General features: G+C 57.9%; 19 protein-coding genes. 17 read left to right on the top strand and 2 right to left on the bottom strand.

The genetic code is table 11. The features are described 5' to 3' along the window. Positions 1 to 170: 170 nt before the first annotated feature. Positions 171 to 1,496, bottom strand: a complete 1,326-nt coding sequence (locus JUE30_RS08595) for an N-acetylmuramoyl-L-alanine amidase (protein ID WP_203624501.1) — start codon at positions 1,494 to 1,496, stop codon at positions 171 to 173. A gap of 340 nt (positions 1,497 to 1,836) precedes the next feature. Here JUE30_RS08595 and hisS point away from each other — a divergent pair, with 340 nt between their 5' ends. From hisS to JUE30_RS08565, 6 genes are all read left to right on the top strand, one after another. Next, positions 1,837 to 3,123 carry a histidine--tRNA ligase gene (gene hisS / locus JUE30_RS08590; protein WP_203624500.1) on the top strand — a complete coding sequence of 429 codons (1,287 nt, stop codon included), beginning with the start codon at positions 1,837 to 1,839 and terminating at the stop codon, positions 3,121 to 3,123. Then, a complete protein-coding gene (gene aspS, locus JUE30_RS08585; RefSeq protein WP_203624499.1) occupies positions 3,116 to 4,921 on the top strand; it encodes an aspartate--tRNA ligase in 1,806 nt (601 codons plus the stop codon). The genes hisS and aspS overlap by 8 nt, the downstream gene beginning before the upstream one ends. 242 nt (positions 4,922 to 5,163) lie before the next feature. Then, entirely contained in the window at positions 5,164 to 5,601 is a 438-nt protein-coding gene (msrB, locus tag JUE30_RS08580; protein ID WP_203624498.1) for a peptide-methionine (R)-S-oxide reductase MsrB, read from the top strand. 1 nt (position 5,602) lies between these two features. Continuing rightward, entirely contained in the window at positions 5,603 to 6,124 is a 522-nt protein-coding gene (gene msrA, locus JUE30_RS08575) for a peptide-methionine (S)-S-oxide reductase MsrA (protein WP_203624497.1), read from the top strand. Positions 6,125 to 6,248: 124 nt separating this feature from the next. Further along, positions 6,249 to 7,169, top strand: coding sequence for a YitT family protein (locus JUE30_RS08570; RefSeq protein WP_125754558.1), 921 nt, complete (start codon positions 6,249 to 6,251; stop codon positions 7,167 to 7,169). A gap of 42 nt (positions 7,170 to 7,211) precedes the next feature. Beyond that, positions 7,212 to 8,114 (top strand): deoxyribonuclease IV, encoded by a 903-nt coding sequence (locus tag JUE30_RS08565; protein ID WP_203624496.1) that lies wholly within the window; start codon positions 7,212 to 7,214, stop codon positions 8,112 to 8,114. Between the two features lie 72 nt (positions 8,115 to 8,186). On the opposite strand, the gene JUE30_RS08560 is transcribed toward JUE30_RS08565, so the two are convergent. Further along, complete coding sequence (locus JUE30_RS08560; protein ID WP_203624495.1) at positions 8,187 to 9,020, bottom strand: pyruvate, water dikinase regulatory protein; 834 nt, start codon at positions 9,018 to 9,020, stop codon at positions 8,187 to 8,189. 210 nt (positions 9,021 to 9,230) lie between these two features. Here JUE30_RS08560 and rpsU point away from each other — a divergent pair, with 210 nt between their 5' ends. The 11 genes from rpsU to JUE30_RS08505 all read left to right on the top strand — a co-directional run bounded on the left by rpsU (position 9,231) and on the right by JUE30_RS08505 (position 17,975). Beyond that, entirely contained in the window at positions 9,231 to 9,407 is a 177-nt protein-coding gene (rpsU, locus tag JUE30_RS08555; RefSeq protein ID WP_054661478.1) for a 30S ribosomal protein S21, read from the top strand. A 65-nt stretch (positions 9,408 to 9,472) separates the two neighbouring features. After that, on the top strand, positions 9,473 to 9,916 hold the full coding sequence (locus JUE30_RS08550) for a GatB/YqeY domain-containing protein (protein ID WP_203624494.1): 444 nt from the start codon (positions 9,473 to 9,475) through the stop codon (positions 9,914 to 9,916). Positions 9,917 to 10,006: 90 nt separating this feature from the next. Then, entirely contained in the window at positions 10,007 to 10,975 is a 969-nt protein-coding gene (locus JUE30_RS08545; protein WP_203624493.1) for a PhoH family protein, read from the top strand. 12 nt (positions 10,976 to 10,987) lie between these two features. After that, positions 10,988 to 13,138: an HD family phosphohydrolase gene (locus tag JUE30_RS08540; RefSeq protein WP_203624492.1), complete on the top strand. Its 2,151-nt coding sequence runs from the start codon at positions 10,988 to 10,990 to the stop codon at positions 13,136 to 13,138. Beyond that, positions 13,138 to 13,599, top strand: a complete 462-nt coding sequence (gene ybeY, locus JUE30_RS08535; protein ID WP_125754549.1) for an rRNA maturation RNase YbeY — start codon at positions 13,138 to 13,140, stop codon at positions 13,597 to 13,599. Before JUE30_RS08540 ends, ybeY begins: the two co-directional genes overlap by 1 nt. Beyond that, positions 13,583 to 13,984: a diacylglycerol kinase family protein gene (locus JUE30_RS08530; RefSeq protein ID WP_203624491.1), complete on the top strand. Its 402-nt coding sequence runs from the start codon at positions 13,583 to 13,585 to the stop codon at positions 13,982 to 13,984. Before ybeY ends, JUE30_RS08530 begins: the two co-directional genes overlap by 17 nt. Positions 13,985 to 13,995: 11 nt before the next feature. Then, positions 13,996 to 14,385, top strand: coding sequence for a cytidine deaminase (locus JUE30_RS08525; RefSeq protein ID WP_203624490.1), 390 nt, complete (start codon positions 13,996 to 13,998; stop codon positions 14,383 to 14,385). Next, complete coding sequence (era, locus tag JUE30_RS08520; RefSeq protein ID WP_203624489.1) at positions 14,382 to 15,281, top strand: GTPase Era; 900 nt, start codon at positions 14,382 to 14,384, stop codon at positions 15,279 to 15,281. Before JUE30_RS08525 ends, era begins: the two co-directional genes overlap by 4 nt. Further along, positions 15,281 to 16,075: a DNA repair protein RecO gene (recO, locus tag JUE30_RS08515; protein ID WP_203624488.1), complete on the top strand. Its 795-nt coding sequence runs from the start codon at positions 15,281 to 15,283 to the stop codon at positions 16,073 to 16,075. The genes era and recO overlap by 1 nt, the downstream gene beginning before the upstream one ends. 101 nt (positions 16,076 to 16,176) lie before the next feature. Next, positions 16,177 to 17,166: a glycosyltransferase gene (locus JUE30_RS08510; protein ID WP_203624487.1), complete on the top strand. Its 990-nt coding sequence runs from the start codon at positions 16,177 to 16,179 to the stop codon at positions 17,164 to 17,166. After that, positions 17,166 to 17,975: an HAD family hydrolase gene (locus JUE30_RS08505; RefSeq protein WP_203624486.1), complete on the top strand. Its 810-nt coding sequence runs from the start codon at positions 17,166 to 17,168 to the stop codon at positions 17,973 to 17,975. The genes JUE30_RS08510 and JUE30_RS08505 overlap by 1 nt, the downstream gene beginning before the upstream one ends.

Here is a 17,975-nt window from a genome sequence, read left to right as displayed (position 1 = left end):
ATTTTCCTTGAGCGTGTCTGGTTTAACCCCAAAGCCCACAACCTGGCGGCTTAAAAAAAGAGTACCTAGACCAATTAAGGTCTAGATACTCTCATAAATTATGTTCAACTTCACTTGACGAAGAGCCCAAAAAATTTCGTCACCCGCTACTTTTTGTTTGAGCCGGTTGGTTACTGATGATTGCCAGCTTTGAAGTAGGCGGTCAGGCCCTTGACCACGTCGCTTGCGACCTGCTGCTGGTAGGTCGAAGAGGAGATGTGGGCGAAGTCCTTGTCGGAGTTGATATAGCCCATTTCCAGCAGCACGGCCGGCTGGGTGTTGTTGCGAATGACCTCGTAGTTGCCAAACTGCACGCCGCGGTTAGTCATACTCAGATTGGTATCGAAGGCATGGTTGAGGGCCTTGGCCAGCTGCATGTCTTTTTTCGCGTTGTAATAGTAGGTGGTGAAGCCGGAAGCCTCGTTCGCGTTGGCACTGGAGTCGAAGTGAACGGAGATGAACGCATCCGCGTGGTCCTTTTCCGCGACGACCGGGCGGGGCGCCAGATCGACAAAGGTGTCGGAAGAGCGGGTGAAGACGACGTTTGCGCCTTGCGCCCTTAATGCGGCGCCGATTGCCTGAGCGGTTTGAAGCGTGTAGGTCTTTTCGTGCTTACCGCTGGTCGATTCGGCTCCGGAATCGCTGCCGCCGTGCCCTGGATCCAGCACGATGGTGGCCTCAGCCAGGTTGGTGGCCGCCTTGGCGGCCTTGGTGCCGGGAACGGTGACGGTCCAAGCAGCCAGGTAGCCTGTCTTGCCATCTGCCGTTTGCACTTTGTACCACTCACTGGACTGGTCCAGCACGGTGACGGTCGTGTTTTTCGGCAGCTGGGTCACCACTGGCGCGTTGAGGCCGGCGGCGGAGCGCAGGTTGACGGCCAGGTTGGTGGTCACCTTGATGGCGCTGACCGTTTGCGCGGCTTTTTGGCTTTGCGGCTGGGTTTGCTGCGGGGAAGCCAGCGTCACGGTTTTACCGGTCAACGAAATGGTGCTGGTGCTGACCCAGGCGGCGGTATTGTGGTACGCGATTTGCGTCCAGTTGCCTTCCTGATAAATCACATCCAGGGTGTCACCAGCCGCGGCGGTGCCGAGGACCTTGGCACTGGTTGACGCGTACTGGCGAATGTTGGCACCAGCCGTGACCGTCGCCGTGCGCGCACTGGTGGTCGTCGCTTCGTTTTGGTCAACCAGCCAAGAGGCGACCCAACCGATTTTATTGCCGGCCAGGCGCACCTGATCCCATGAATTTTCCTGTTTGATGACGGTCAGCTTGGTGCCTCGCTGCACTTGACCCATCAAGCCGTATGACATGCCGGGCCCCAGGCGCACGTTGAGCACAGTCGCCCGCACCGTGATCGAGCTGCTTTCTGCCAGCACCGTGGTGGTGGCGGCCGAGACGCCGATCAACAGCGCGCAGGCAATGGCCAACGGCCAGCGCTTTAGCTGCTTGATTTTCACATTTTCATCCCCTACATAAATCGCTACTAGGGTGATTATACCAAATCTAATCGCCTAAAACGTGAAGCACGTGGTTTTTTCCTCGCTGACCGTTGACAATTTGCTGAAAACAACGTACGCTAATTGCAAATACAAGCGCCGATGAGGAAGCAGGATAGGTCAATTTCACGCAGCGACCCGGAGATGGTGAAAGCCGGGACCGACCGAAAAGACACTTCTGAGGCTGACGAGCTCCGGTTGCCACCGTTATGGCTGAGTAAAACACAAGGTGGTACCGTGTCCGCACCCTTCGTCGATGACGAGGGGTGTTTTTTGTTGGCAAGCGTTAAAGGAGAAAATTATGAGTTATCAACGACCTAAAGGCACCGCAGATATCCTGCCGGGCCAAAGCGCGCTGTGGCAGCGCGTTGAAGGCATCGCCAAACAGGTGATGGAAAATTACCGCTATCGTGAGATCCGCACGCCGTTGTTTGAAAGCTACGATGTGTTCGCCCGCTCCAGTGGTGAGACCTCGGATGTGGTTTCAAAAGAAATGTACACGTTTGAGGATAAGGGCGGCCGCCAAATGGCGCTGCGCCCGGAAGGCACCGCGGGCGTGGTTCGCGCCTACGTGGAAAATAAACTCTACGGCCCCGATCACCAAAAGCCGTACAAGGTCTACTACATGGGCCCGATGTACCGCTACGAGCGGCCGCAAAGTGGGCGCCAGCGCGAGTTCCACCAAATCGGAGTGGAAGCGTTTGGTGTTGACAGCCCGGCTTTGGACGCTGAAGTGATTGCCCTGGCCAAGGACCTGCTTGAGGCCCTGGGCGCCAAGCAGCTGAAGTTTGCCATCAACACGCTGGGCGATCCCGAGTCGCGCGCCGCTTACCACAAGGCGCTGGTGGACTTCCTGACGCCGTTCAAGGACCAGCTGTCGGAAGACTCCAAGGTGCGCCTGGAAAAGAACCCGCTGCGCATCCTCGACAGCAAGGACAAAGGCGATCAGGCCATTGTGGCAGACGCGCCAAAGATCCTCGACTACCTGACCCCAGCGGCGACTTCCCACTTTGAAGCGGTGCAAGCCGACCTCAAGGAATTGGGCATCGACTACGAGATCGATGCCGACATGGTGCGCGGCCTGGATTACTATAACCACACGATTTTTGAGGTCATGAGCAACGACGCGGTATTTGGCGGTGGGTACACCACAGTCCTTGCCGGTGGCCGCTACAACGGGCTGGTGGAAGAGCTCGGCGGCCCAGAGACCCCGGGCGTCGGGTTTGCGATGGGCGTGGAACGCGCGATGCTGCTGCTGGCTGGGCAGACCGTCGAAGAGCGTCTGCCGGTGTACATCGTCACCATCGATGAGGCTGCCCAAGGGCCGGCCCTGCGCCTGGCGCACGCGCTGCGGCGGCAAGGAATCGAGGTCGACATGGACTTCCAGGATCGGAAACCGAAGGCGCAGTTCAAGTCGGCGAATAAAGCCAACGCCCAGCTGGTGATGACCCTGGGTGAAAGCGAGCTTGAAGCCGGCACGATTCAGGTCAAAAATATGCAAAGCGGTGTGCAGAAAGAATTCAAGCAGGCTGAAGTTGAAGCAGACCTCAGCAAGCTCGCCGCACAATTGGAGGCAGATCATGAGTAAACGCACAATGTATGCCGGGGACGTCACCAAGGCGAACCTGGGCGAAACTGTCACCCTCAAGGGCTGGGTGCAAAAGCGCCGCAGCCTCGGCAATCTGATTTTCATCGACCTGCGCGACCGCGCAGGGATCGTGCAGCTCGTCTTTTCGCAGGAATTTAGCGAAGACGCACTGGCCGTAGCCAATGAGGCGCGCTCTGAGTATGTGCTTGAAGTCACCGGCAAGGTGGCCGCGCGCAAGCCGGAAGCCATCAACCAGGACATGAAAACCGGCGAGATCGAAATTGAAATTGCCAAGGCGATCGTCCTGAACAAGGCGAAGACCCCGCCGTTTGACATTGCCGATGGCGTCAATGCGACCGAGGAAACCAAGCTGAAGTATCGCTACCTTGACTTGCGCCGGCCGGAGATGCAGGAAGCCATCATCACTCGCAGCAAGGTGATGTCCGCAGTGCACCACTACTTCGACGAAAATGGGTTTCTCGACATCGAGACGCCAACCTTGACGGCCTCCACACCTGAAGGGGCGCGCGACTACTTGGTGCCATCCCGGGTTTACCCAGGCAGTTTTTACGCGCTGCCGCAGTCCCCGCAGCTGTTCAAGCAGCTGCTGATGGGGGCGGGCTTTGACCGCTACTACCAGATTGCCCGCTGCTACCGTGACGAGGATCTGCGCGGCGATCGCCAGCCTGAGTTCACTCAAATCGACATGGAAACCAGCTTCTTGAACCAGCAGGAGATCCAGGACCTCACCGAGGGCCTGATCGCCCGAGTGATGAAGGAAGTGAAGGGCGTGGACGTTAAGCGCCCGCTCCCGCGGATCCAGTGGCAGGACGCCATGGACCTTTACGGTTCCGACCGGCCGGACCTGCGCTTTGACATGAAGATCCAGGATGTTTCTGACCTGGTCAAAGATTCCGACTTCAAAGTCTTCAGCGGCGCCGTGGCCAATGGTGGCCAAGTCCGGGCAATCGTTTTGCCAGGGGGCGCAGCCAAGTACTCCCGCAAGAAGATCGACGAGCAGCAGGACTACATTAAGCGCTTTGGGGCCAAGGGGCTGGCCTGGCTCAAGGTCACCGATGACGGCATTGCCGGCCCAATCAGCAAGTTCTTCGGCGACGGCCAAGCCTTGACTCAGCCACTGGGCGCCAAAGCTGGCGACCTCGTTTTGTTTGTGGCCGATGAAGCCAGTGTCGTCGCCGCCAGCCTCGGTTATCTGCGCACGCACTTCGGCCATGACCTGGGTCTGGTCGACGAATCCCAGTACAACTTCTGCTGGGTCGTCAACTGGCCGCTGTTTGAATTCGATGAAGGGATTCAGCGCTGGGTCCCGGCGCACCATCCGTTCACCATGCCAAATGAGGAAGATGTGCCCCTGCTGGACACCGATCCGCACAGCGCCCACGCGCAGTCTTACGACATCATCATGAACGGGGACGAACTGGGCGGCGGCTCGATTCGTATCCACAGCCGCGAGATTCAGGAAAAAATGCTCAAGGCGCTGGGCTTTACGCCGGAACGCGCGCAAAAGTCATTCGGCTTCCTGCTTGACGCGTTGACCTACGGCTTCCCGCCGCATGGTGGGCTGGCCATTGGCCTCGACCGTTTTGTGATGCTGCTCTTGAACCGCGACAATATTCGCGACGTGATCGCCTTCCCGAAGAACTCGAAGGCTTCCGAGCCGATGACCAACGCGCCGACCCCGGTTGCCGATGTGCAGCTTGAGGACCTTGGCATTCAGGTGCGCGCAAACGTTGATCCCAACGCGGCACACCAAGGCGATGACGAGTTAACTGAATAGTTTGGTGGGGAAAAGGCTGTGACATAAAGCGGTTTTAGCCCACAACACAAGGGTCTCTGGGCCACGATTCGTTCTTAGAATCGCGGTGCAGAGGCCCTTGTGTGCTTGGGCGTCGCTTTATGGAACGCGACTAGGCCATGATCTCTTGCGCGCTTTTTCTGTTCGCAAAAAATTGCCGCCCTGCAACTAGATTGCTGGCAATCTATTTTCAAAACAGGTATACTGAGCGCGAGGTGATGAGCATGGAAAAAGACTTGAATGAACTGCGTAAGCAATTGACCCCAGAGCAGTTTGACGTGACGCAAAAGGCTGGCACTGAGCGGCCATTTAGCAGTGAATACGACGACTTCTACCAGCCCGGCATCTACGTCGATGTCGTGTCCGGGGAGCCGCTGTTTTCCTCCCAGGATAAGTACGATGCCGGCTGCGGCTGGCCGTCTTTTACCAAACCAATTGCCAAGCTGACTGAAAAGCGGGACAGCCGCTTTTTCATGGAGCGCGTTGAAGTGCGCAGCAAAGAGGCTGATTCGCATCTTGGGCATGTCTTCAATGACGGCCCGCAGGATAAAGGCGGGCTGCGTTACTGCATCAATGGGGCGGCGCTGCGCTTTGTGCCCCTAACCGACCTGGACGCACAGGGGTACGGGCAGTACAAGCAGTTGTTTGAGGAGGCGAAGTAACATGGCAGAGGAAACCGCAATTTTTGCCGGCGGGTGTTTCTGGTGCATGGTCCAGCCGTTTGATACCCAGCCTGGGATCAACGCCGTGATCTCCGGCTACACCGGCGGCCACGTGCCGAATCCCACTTACGAGCAGGTCGCCAGTCACACCACCGGCCACACCGAGGCCGTGGAGATCAAGTTTGATCCGGCGGTGATTTCATACGCGCAGCTAGTCGAGATTTACTGGCAGCAAACGGATCCGACTGACGCGATGGGGCAGTTCCAAGATCGCGGTGATTCGTATCGCCCGGTGATCTTTTACAACTCGCCTGAGCAAAAAGCCATCGCCGAAGCTTCGAAGGCCAAGCTGGCGGCCAGTGGCAAGTTTGCTGAGCCCATTGTGACCAGCATCGAACCGGCCAAGCCGTTTTACCCGGCTGAGGACTACCATCAAGACTTCTACAAGAAGAACCCGTTGCGCTTTGAAATGGAAGAGCGCGGCGGCCGTGAGCAGTTTAAAGCCCAGCACTGGCAGCATTAACCGCGCCGACTCCAGAGCCTTTTCTGGGGTCGGTTTTAATTTTTTCTGAAAGCGGGCCAGGCGCGAAGGGTGGCGGTTGGCTGTGGTATACTTAGCCATACTAAGCCTTCAGAAAGGGATTGTTATGCAAGAAATTGACCGCTTGATCCGCCGCCACCAAAATTGGAGCCGGCTGACCGCCGCGTTTTTCTACAGTATCTGTGTCGCTTTGGCGCTGAACATGTTCTGGGAACCAGGGGGCGTCTTCGCCAGCGGGGTCACCGGGGCTGCCCAGCTGCTGGCCACCGTCGTGCGTAAGTGGTTCAACGTGTCCTTTGGCACCCCGTTTGGCCCGATGGCGACCACTGACCTGTTTTCGACCGGGACGCTGCTGTTTCTGCTGAACGTGCCACTGTTTGTGGTCGCCTGGAAGCAGATCGGGCACCGGTTCACCTTGTTCACGTTTCTGGCGGTCATTTTCTCGACGATCATGATTCGCTTGTTGGGCGTTGTGAAGCCGCTGACCACTGATCCCATTGTCTGCGCGATTTTCGGGGCGGTGATCAACGGCTTGGGTACCGGCTTTGCGCTGCGCAATAACATTTCTACCGGGGGGCTCGACATTGTCGGCATCGTCTGGCGCAAGAAAACCGGCGCCACCATCGGCTCGGTCAACATTGCCATCAACATTGTGATCATTTTCCTGGCCGGTTTTGTCAACGACTGGCCGCACGCGCTGTACTCGGCGCTTGCTATCTTTATCAACGGGCGCGTGATGGACGCGATGTACACCCGGCAGCAGCGGCTGCAGGTGATGATTGTGACCGACCAGCAGAAGGCCGTCGTTAACGAGATTCAAAACACCCTCCGGCGCGGGATCACCATCGTGCACGACGCGGAAGGCGCCTTTCACCACGAGGAGAAAACAATCCTTTTCACCATCATCACCCGGGCAGAGATATACGATCTCGAAGATGCCATGCGGCGCAGCGACCCGTATGCGTTCGTGTCGATCACCCAGTCGGTGAAAATCATGGGGCATTTTTACGAACCGAAAACAGATTAAACTTGGGCTGCGGCGACGCGGCCTTTTTAAGGAGGAAGAGCTATGCTGATTGGGGCAAATGTGTCAATGAAGGGTAAGGGGATGTTCGTCGGGGCCGTGGCGGAGGCGGCCAGTTACGGCGCGACCACGCTGCAGTTTTACACCGGGGCCCCGCAAAACACCCGGCGCAAGGACGTGTCGGAAATGCGCATCCCCGAGGGACTGGCCGACATGAAAGCCGCCGGCCTGTCGCACCTGGTGATTCACGCGCCGTACATCGTGAATCTGGGCAACACGGTCAAGCCGCAAAACTACGCCTTTGCGGTGCAGTTCATGAAGGAAGAAGTTGCTCGGGCCGATGCCTTGCACGCTTACGCGATGCCGTTTCACCCCGGGGCCCACGTTGGCGCCGGCGATGCTGCCGCCATCGCGCAGATCACCAAGGGCCTAAACGAGATCATCTCACCTGATCAGCATGTGCTCATCGCGCTGGAAACCATGGCCGGCAAAGGCACGGAGGTTGGCCGCACGTTTGAGCAGCTGGCCGCCATCATCGACCAAGTCGAGCTAAAGGACAAGATTGCCGTCACGATGGATACCTGTCACATGAGCGACGCCGGCTACAACGTCAAGGAAGACTTCGATGGGGTGCTCAACGCCTTTGATCACGTGATCGGGCTGGATAAGCTGGCCGTGGTGCACGTCAACGACTCGAAAAATCCGCAAGGCGCGCACAAGGACCGGCATCAGAACATCGGGTTTGGCACACTTGGCTTTGACTGCCTGAATGCGATTGTCCATCACCCGCAGCTGACCGCCATTCCCAAAATTCTTGAAACGCCGTACGTGGGTCCGGACAAGGCGCACATGGTCCCGCCGTATGGGGTCGAGATCGGCTGGCTGAAGGACGAAGCCTTTCGCCCGGAGCAGCTGGTCGCGCTGGGCGCAGCGCCGCTAAGCAAGTAGCCTGCATGCAATCACGCAAAAACGGCCATCCGACTTCAAGCAGGTCGGGTGGCCGTTTGCGCGTCTGAAAGTTTATTGTTTGGTGGGGTCGTCAGTTTCGTCAAGGCCCATGTGCTCCAGAATCAGCATGGCGGTTTCCTCGATTGACCGGTGGGCGGTGTTGATGACCATGCAGCCAATCTTCTTGTACAAGTCGTCGGCGAAGGTCAGCTCCTCGTTGACTTGATCGCGGGCGGAGTAGGCGGTGTCAGGATTCAGCCCGTAAGCAATCATGCGCTGGCGGCGAAATTCCATCAGGACTGAGGCGTCGGTGGTCAGCCCCACGATTTTCTTGGGGTCGACCTTCCAGATTTCTTCGGGAATGTGGGCGTTCGGGACCAGCGGCAGGTTCGCGACTTTGAGGTTGCGGTTCGCTAGGAACAGCGACAGCGGTGTCTTGCTGGTGCGAGAGACGCCGAGCAGCACGATGTCCGCCTCCAAAAAGCCTTTGGGGTCTTTGCCGTCATCGTACATCACGGCAAACTCCATCGCGGAGATGCGGTCGAAGTATTTCTCGTCCAAGTTGTGGACCGCCCCGGCGACGCCACCGGGTTGATCGCCAGTTTCCGCGGCGACGGCATGCAGGATCGGCGTCATGACATCGATGAAGGGCAGCGCGATCTCCTTGGCGTAAGTGCGCCCGGCCTGGGCCAATCCTGGGGTGACCAAAGTGGCGATCACCAGCGCACGTGAGTCGGCTTTGACCGCGTCGAGGGTTTCCAACAACTTTTTCTGCTCGTGCACGAACGGAAACCGGAGGTAGTGGGCGCTTTGGCCGGCGAACTGCGCGGCCACCGCCTGTGCCAGTTTCAACCCAGTTTCCCCAATTGAATCCGAGATAATGTAGTAGTTCGTTTCTTCGCCCATTGTTCTCCCGTCCTTCGTCAATTGATACCGTTATCATATCATAATTGGGCCTCAGGCACGCTTTGGTGTCAAAAACGCCACTTTTTTGCCAAATATCTCACATATTTCGCGATTGCCGTATTGACGCGTTTTTTGATGTTCGATATAATAGTTGAGAACTAGAGATGCAAGAATCGATGGTTACGCAAGTGTCGGAGGGAGGGATATCATATGGCAAAGACAGTCGTTAAGAAAAACGAATCTCTCGATGATGCTCTTCGGCGCTTCAAGCGCACCGTATCCAAGTCAGGTACATTAGCCGAATACCGCAAGCGGGAATTCTACGAAAAGCCAAGCGTTAAGCGGAAGTTAAAGTCCGAAGCTGCACGCAAGCGCAAGAAGTTCTAAAGATTCGCGGACGCGCGCCGACCTGGTGCGCGTTTTTTGTTGCAAATGAAGAAAGGGAGTTCATTATGGCAGTGTTGGATCAATTGAACGAACAGATGAAAACAGCAATGAAGGCCAAGGACAAGGCCACCTTGAGCACCGTCCGGATGCTGAAGGCCGCACTGCAAAACAAGCAGATCGAGGTCGGCCATGACCTGAGCGACGCCGAGGAACAAGCGGTACTTTCGACCGAGCTGAAGCAGCGCAAGGAGAGTCTGACGGAGTTCGAAAACGCCGGCCGCGAAGACCTGGTGACCCCGCTTAAGGCGGAAATCAAGATCGTTGAAGCCTATCTGCCGACGCAGATGGATGAGGCGCAGGTCGAAAAGCTCGTCGATGAGACCATCAAGGAAACTGGCGCTACCGGCAAGGCGGACTTTGGGAAGGTCATGAAGACCTTGATGCCGAAGGTCAAGGGTCAAGCTGATGGAGCCCTGGTTAACAAGCTGGTCAAGGGGAAGCTTCAGTAATCCTGATTGCCCGTTGGGAAGCCGCGTCACTTCGCTGTGACGCGGCTTTTTTATGGTAAAATGAAAGAAACTCAATGAGGAGGCGGCTTCTTGGCAGAAGAATCCGTAGAAAAGTCCCTGTCCCTAGCCAGCACCGATCAAGCAATCGCCCTTGCTGGGATCAATGATGAAAACTTAACCCTGATCGAAGAGGCGCTGGACGTGCTGATCGCCCCGTTTGGCGACACGCTGAAAATTTCCGGCAGCCCCAAGGCCACCAGTCTTGCGTACCAACTAATTAAGCAGCTGTTGACGCTGCTGAGCCGCGGCATCGCGATTGCGCCTCAGGACGTGGTCTCCGGTGTCAACATGGCGCAGCGCGGCACCCTGGAGTATTTTGCCGACATGTACTCCGAAACACTGCTGCGCGATGCCAAGGGGGCGCCGATTCGCGTCAAGAACTTTGGCCAGCGCCAGTACGTCCAATCCATCAAGCACAACGACATCACCTTTGGCATCGGCCCGGCCGGGACCGGTAAAACCTACCTAGCCGTGGTCATGGCCGTTGCCGCGATGAAGGCCGGTGAGGTCGAAAAACTGATCCTCACGCGCCCGGCAGTCGAGGCGGGGGAGAACCTCGGGTTTCTGCCTGGCGACCTGAAGGAAAAGGTGGACCCTTACCTGCGCCCGATTTATGACGCGTTGTACGCCGTTCTGGGCACTGACCACACCAACCGCTTGATGGACCGCGGCGTGATTGAGATCGCGCCGCTTGCCTACATGCGCGGGCGCACCTTGGACAATGCGTTTGCCATTTTGGATGAGGCGCAAAACACCACCCAGGCGCAGATGAAAATGTTTCTGACCCGCCTGGGCTTTTCTTCCAAAATGATCGTCAATGGTGACATCACCCAAATTGACCTGCCGAACCATCAAAGCAGTGGGCTGATCCAGGCCCAGCGGATCTTACAGGACATCGATCACATCGGGTTTGCCAGCTTTTCGGCCAGTGATGTCGTGCGCCACCCGGTCGTGGCCAAGATCATCGAGGCGTACGGGAAGGCTGACCAACCCCAATAGTCAGGAGGGCCCATGCAAAACGCAGTGAAGTGGCGCAAAAGTGCCGTGCTGGTAGTGGTGTTGCTTTCGGCAGCATTAATTTCCGCCCTGGCGTGGATCACCCTACCCAAGCCGGTGCACGTCACCCTGAACACGCCGGCAGAAGAGACCATCATTGCCACCCAAACCGTGCAGGATCAACCTGCCACGGCGCAGGCGCGCAAAGCGGCAGCCAATGCGACCGCCCCGGTTTACAGCTACGATTCAACGGTCAGCACCAAGCAGCAAGACCAGCTGGACCGGCTGCAAAAGGCGATGACGACCACCGAAAACCAGGTGGTCAGTGCGGCCCAGAAAAAATATCAGGACGCCTCTGGCAAAGACGCGAATGCCGTGTACGTTAAACCAACGCCCGGTGCCTTAACGGCTGCGTTTCGCGACACGTATGCGAAAAGCGAGTACCCGTATTTTTATCAGTTTCCCGACCGCTTTTATAAGGCGGCCTTCGCGCTGACCGCCCAGGAGCGGGACATGGTTTTCAAAACGGTTGTGCCTGCTGTTGAGCGCCAGTTGCAGGGCCGGTTGACCGACTCAAACTTGGCCAGTGCCCAGAAGGCGGCCACGGCGGAACTGTCGACCAGCGACCTGACCACTGCGCAGCGGCGGATGGGCACGACGTTGATCGAACAGACGATCATCCCCAATCAGCTGATCAATGAGGCCAAGACCAAGGCCAAGCAAGCGGAAGCCCGGCTGGCGGTTGACCCAGTCGAAATCGTGCAGGGGCAGGTGATCGTGCAGCAGGGGCAAATCGTTGACCGTACCGTCAGCCATCAACTTGATGTGCTGGGGCTGACCAAGCGGCGCGCGCCTTGGGCGTTGTTTGGTCTGCTGCTGCTAGTGGTGATTCAGGCTATCGCTTTGCTGGCGCTGTTGCGGCAGTACCCGGCAAAGCGCCAGCGCAAGCTTGCCCTGCTGTACAGCGGCCTGATCGGGCTTTCCGTACTCGTGATGCTGGGGCTGCGCTTTGTGGCCAAAACCGGTGGGGCCAACTTAGCCATGCTGCTGCCGGCAGCCTTGGTGCCGCTGCTGCTGCGCAACTTTATCGGGCGCCGCTTTGCGCTGCTGGCCGCTTTAATGCAGACGTTCCTGGCATTTTTCGTCTTTTATTCGACGACCGGCACCCTGTTCACCGCCGCCACTGCGATCAGCTACCTGACCTCTGGCGTGCTGGCGGTCATGGTGCAGCGCAAGCGCTTGAACGATGAGGCCAAACTGGTGGCGTTTTGGGTCGTGGGGGTCAACTTGCTGCTGACTTTGAGCACGCTGCTACTGCAAGGCGCACGCTTCACGGCGCTGGCCACCTGGCAGTCGCTGGGCTTCATTGTGGTCGGGCAGGTGCTCGGCTACGTGCTGGCGCTTGGCGCCACGCCGTACCTGGAAATGATTTGGCAGGATGATTCGGTGTTTAAGCTGAACCAGCTGAGCGACCCCAATGATCCGCTGCTGCGGGATTTGATGGAAAAGGCGCCTGGGACGTATCATCACAGCATGATGGTCGCAAGCCTGGCGTCCAACGCCGTGGCGGCGATTGGCGGGCGCACGATGCTGACTCGCGTGGCCTGTTATTACCACGATGTCGGTAAGTTGAAAAAGCCGCTTTATTTTACCGAGAATCAGCCGGCGGGCTTCGACTCGCCGCACAATCACCTGACGGCGCCAGAATCGGCGACCATCATTTTCGCCCATGTCACAGACGGCGTGGCGATGCTAAAAGCGCGCCACATGCCGCAGTTCATCATCGACATCTGTCAGCAGCACCATGGCACCACGCTGATGAAGTACTTTTACCATGAGGCCAAAGAAGCCGACCCGAGCACTAAAGAAAGCGACTATCGCTACGATGGCCCGAAGCCGCAAACCATTGAGGCGGCGGTGGTCAACATTGCCGACACCTGTGAGGCCGCGGTGCGGTCGATGAAACATCCGACGCAGGCGTCGATTCAGACATTCGTTCACAACATCACCAATGAGCGTCTGCTGGATGGGCAGTTTGACGAGTCGCCCATCACGGTCGAACAGCTGCGGCAGGTCGAGGCCTCGCTGGTCGGCGGCTTGACCAGCACCTTCTACACTCGCATTGAATACCCCAAAGACGATGCACCAACTAAAGGAGAAGCATAATGGATCTGGAATTTTATGATGATGACCACCGCTTGGATGATGCCCACACGAAGCTGGCTAAGGAGCTGGTTGAGTTTGCCGGCAAGGAGCTGAACAAAGCCGAAGACACCGAGATGTCGATCACAATTGTCTCCGATGAGGAGATTCACCGCATCAACAAGCAGTACCGCAACACCGACCGGGTGACTGATGTCATTTCTTTTGCCATTGAAGACGGCGACGACGAGCAGTTGGTCGGCTTCCCTGACATGCCGGAAAATATCGGCGATTTGTTCATCGACCCCGACCAGGTGGCGCGCCAGGCCAAGGATTACGGTCACTCATTTGAACGCGAGCTGGGCTACACGGTGGTCCACGGCTTTTTACACCTGAACGGTTACGATCACATCAAGCCGGAAGACGAAGCGGTCATGATCCCGCTGCAAGAAAAGATCCTAGACGCCTATGGCCTCCCGAGATAAGCAAATCGAGAAAAATCACCACTTTGGTCAGTCCCTTAAGCATGCGCTGACCGGCTTATTTGGGGTTTACCTGCGCGAAGGGAATTTTCGGCGCGAAGGTCTGATGGCGCTGGTCGTGTTTATTTTTGCCTGGGTGTTTCAGGTCGGCCGCTTTCAGTGGTTCATCTTGCTGCTGGCGGTGATGCTGGTCTTTTTGATGGAGCTGTGGAACACCATCATCGAAAATGTCGTCGATTTAGTGGTCGGCCATCAGTTCGACGAGCGGGCCAAGCGGATTAAAGACATGAGTGCCGGCGCCGTGCTGGTTGCCAGCGGCATCGCCGTGGTTTGCGGCCTGTATGTGTTCCTGCCGCCGCTGTGGCGGCTGCTGACGAGCTGGGGTTAGGAGGATGAAACATGGATGAATTGATTGAGGCGGCCAAGCAGGCACGTGAAAAAGCCTATGTGCCGTATTCCCATTTCAAGGTCGGCGCCGCCGTGAAGGTGGGCGACACGATTTTTACCGGCTGCAACATTGAAAACGCGAGCTACGGGCTGGCAATGTGCGCCGAGCGAACCGCCATTTTCAAGGCAGTATCGGCTGGTCATCTGCGGCTGGAAGCAATCGCAATCATCGGCGACACCACCGGGCCAATCTCGCCGTGTGGGGCGTGCCGGCAGGTGATGGCGGAGTTCTTCGCGCCGGACGCGCCGGTGACCTTGACCAACTTGACCGGCGAGCAGACTGACACCACCGTGGCGAATTTGCTGCCAGGGGCTTTTACCAAAGGAGATATGCAGAAATGAGTCATCATTCAGGTTTCGTTGCCATTATCGGCCGGCCAAACGTCGGTAAATCCACGTTCATGAACCGCATCCTGGGCGAGAAAATTGCGATCATGTCGCCCAAGGCGCAGACCACCCGCAACAAGATCAACGGGATCTACACCACGGATGACGTGCAAATTGTTTTTGTCGACACCCCAGGAATCCACAAGCCGAAGAACCAGCTGGACGATTACATGGATACGGCGGCGCTGTCGACCCTGAACCAGGTCGACGCCGTTTTGTTCATGGTCGCGGCCGACGAGGCAATGGGCCCTGGCGACCAATACATCATCAATCAGCTCAAGCCGGTGAAGACCCCAGTTTACCTGGTCATCAACAAAATCGACCTGGTCCACCCCGACGACTTGCTGCCGCGCATCAAGCAGTACCAGACGGCCCGCGACTTTACCGGGGTGTTCCCAATTTCCGCTACCATGGGCAACAACGTCGACGAGCTGCTCGGCGAATTAACTAAGGCACTGCCTGAGGGCCCGCAGTATTACCCGGACGATCAGCTGACGGATCACCCTGAGTATTTTGTCGTCGGCGAGCTGATCCGGGAAAAGATCCTTGAGCTGACGCGCGACGAGGTGCCGCATTCCGTTGCCGTTGAGGTCGAGCGCATGAAGGACCGCGTCAACGGCAAGCTTCAAATCGAGGCGTACATCATCGTTGAGCGCGACTCGCAAAAGGGGATTATCATCGGTAAAGGCGGCGCGATGCTGAAGCAGATTGGCATTCGCTCCCGCCGCGACATTGAGGCGCTACTGGGCGAGTCGGTCAATTTGAAGCTGTGGGTCCGGGTGCAGAAGAACTGGCGTGATAACAACCAGTACCTGCGCAGCCTTGGCTACAACATCAAGGACCTGCACTGATGGCGCGCCGCGATGTGACCTTTGCCGGCCTGGTGCTGTCGCGGCAGAACTACCGTGAGTCTGACATGCTGGTCAAACTCGCGACGGATCAGTTTGGCAAGCGGATGTTTTTGCTTCATCGGGCGCGCAAACCGGGCTTTCCGTTGGCGGCTGGCATTCTGCCGTTCACTCAAGGCACCTATGTTGGCACCATCAACGAAAAAGGGCTGTCGTACCTCAGCACCGTTAAGCAGGTCGAACAGTTTCAGCAAATCGCCGGGGATATTTCACTCAATGCCTACGCGACTTATGTGCTGGGGCTGATCGACCTGGCGTTTCCGGATGGCGAGAATTTAGGCCCCTGGTTCGACTTTGCGGCCACCAGTCTCCACCTGATCGATGCCGGCTTTGATGCGGGCATTGTGGCGAACATCGCGGAAGTGCAGTTGCTCGGCGCGTTTGGGGTGGCCCCGGACTGGCGCGCCTGCGTGCTGGATGGGCGCACAGATCTGCCGCTTGATTTCTCGGAAAAATACGGCGGTTTGCTGTGTCAGGACCACTGGGCGCTTGACGACTACCGCTTCCACGTGCAGCCCAAGGCGCTTTACCTGCTGCGGCGGTTTTCCGTGACTAACTTGCACCAGTTGCACTCGATCACCGTCAGCGCCGCCACCAAGCGTGAGCTGCGGCGAGTCCTTGATCGCATTTATCAGGACATGGTGGGCACCGTGCCCAAGGCCAAACGCTTTTTAGACCAAATGCAAAGCTGGCAGGACAAGCTGCCGCCACTTCACCCTTCAGACCCAGCGGATTAAGCCGGGTCTTTTTTGCGCGTGCGGGCAGGGGCAAATTATATTATGATTGAACAAGCGTTTACTTGATGGGAAAGTGGGTTTGGTGATTGAAGACTCTCAGCATGATTGTGCCTTGTTACAACGCGGCAGATTACATGGCGCGCTGCGTTGACTCGCTGCTGGTGGGCGGCGCTGCCGTGGAAATCATTTTGGTTGACGATGGGTCCACCGATGGCACGCCGGCATTGGTTGACGACTATGCGCGCCGCTATCCGACGCAAGTGCGGGCAGTGCACCAGGAAAACGCCGGCCACGGCGGGGCCATTAATGCCGGTCTGAAGGTGGCAACTGGGACTTACCTCAAGGTGGTGGACTCGGACGACTGGCTTGATGAGGCCGCTTTTCACCAGGTGCTGAGGACGCTTGAAAGTTTACCCGCGCCGGTGGATTTGTTCATCAGCAATTACATTTACGACAAGGTGGGCGCGCGCCACAAAAAAGTGACGCGCTACCGCCACGGCCTGCCGCAGCACCGCGTTTTTGGCTGGCCTGAGGTTTGCCTGCCAGTCGGGCAGTACCTGCTGATGCACGCGCTGATCTACCGGACTGCGCTGCTGCGCGACTTGCCGCTTCAACTGCCCACACACACGTTTTACGTCGACAATTTGTTTGCGCTGGAGCCGCTGCCGCAGACCAAGCGGTTGTATTACTTGGATGTCGACCTTTATCACTACTTTATCGGGCGGCCGGACCAGTCCGTTCACGAATCCGTCATGATCAAGCGCATTGACCAGCAGCTGGCGGTGAACCGGCGCATGATCAAGGTAATTGCCGCAGCGGGCGAGCTCGAGCCGCATCTTTACCGGTACATGGCCCGGTACACGGAAATCGTCACCGGCATCTCATCGATCCTGCTCCTGCGGCAGGGGACGCCTGAGGCCCGCCACAAAAAAGCCAATCTCTGGCGCTACATGCGCATGACGGCGCCGCGCTTTTCTCGTCAGGCGCGCACCAGCGTGGTGGGCGTTGGGGTCAATCTGCCGGGGTGGCTGGGCCGCCACACCAGCGTCGATTTTTATCGGCTGCTGCAGCAGATTTACCACTTCAACTGATGACGCAGATCAAACTGGTCGCCAGCGACCTCGACCACACGCTGCTCCGGCCAAGCGGGACGCTCGCCGAGGCGACGGTCAGTCTGCTTCAACAGTTGGCCACAATCGGCATCGACTTTGTGCCGGTCAGCGGCCGGGATCTGCCCACCCTGTTGGCGCTGCTGCCGGGGGCCGACTGGGTGATCGCACACAACGGTGCGGTGGTGGCCCGCCGCGGCCGGGTCATTCAGGCGCGGCTGCTGGCGAAGGACACAGTGAAAGCCCTGATCAAGCAAGCAGACGCGCTGGGGGCACTGCCGGTGTTGTGCCGACTGAATGGGGCCGAGCTGCTCACCGGGCACGCAAAAGCGGCCGCCCAGCTGCGGCACTTCTTCATGCGGGTCACTGAGGTCTCGGCCTTCACGCGGCTTGATGATGTGGCCAAGGTCACGTTGCTGGTTTCGCCCTCGCGCCTGGCTGCCGTGCACGCGGCAATCACCGCACAATTCGGCGCGATCCTGCAGGTGACTGCAGGTGAGGCCGACGCACTGGGCATCACTGACGCTAGGGTCAATAAAGGGTCAGCGCTGACTGCGCTGTGCCAGCGGCTGCAGGTGCCACTGGCGCAAGTCCTGGCGTTCGGCGACGCCCAAAACGATGCGCCGATGCTGAAAGTCGCGGGCTGCGGACTGCGCATGGCCGACGGCGATCCGGCGCTTGCAGGCGTGACGACGCTGGTCGCCCCGCCTAACGTCGAAAAGGGGGTCGACCGGGTGCTGAAGCAGCTGATCGACGACCATGGCACATTTTCTCAACCCAAAGGAGTGTAA

It is taken from the genome of Lacticaseibacillus sp. 866-1, assembly GCF_016861825.1.
Lineage (GTDB): Bacteria > Bacillota > Bacilli > Lactobacillales > Lactobacillaceae > Lacticaseibacillus.
Note: the sequence above shows the minus strand (reverse complement) of the source record. Positions and strands in the feature narration are given on the sequence as shown.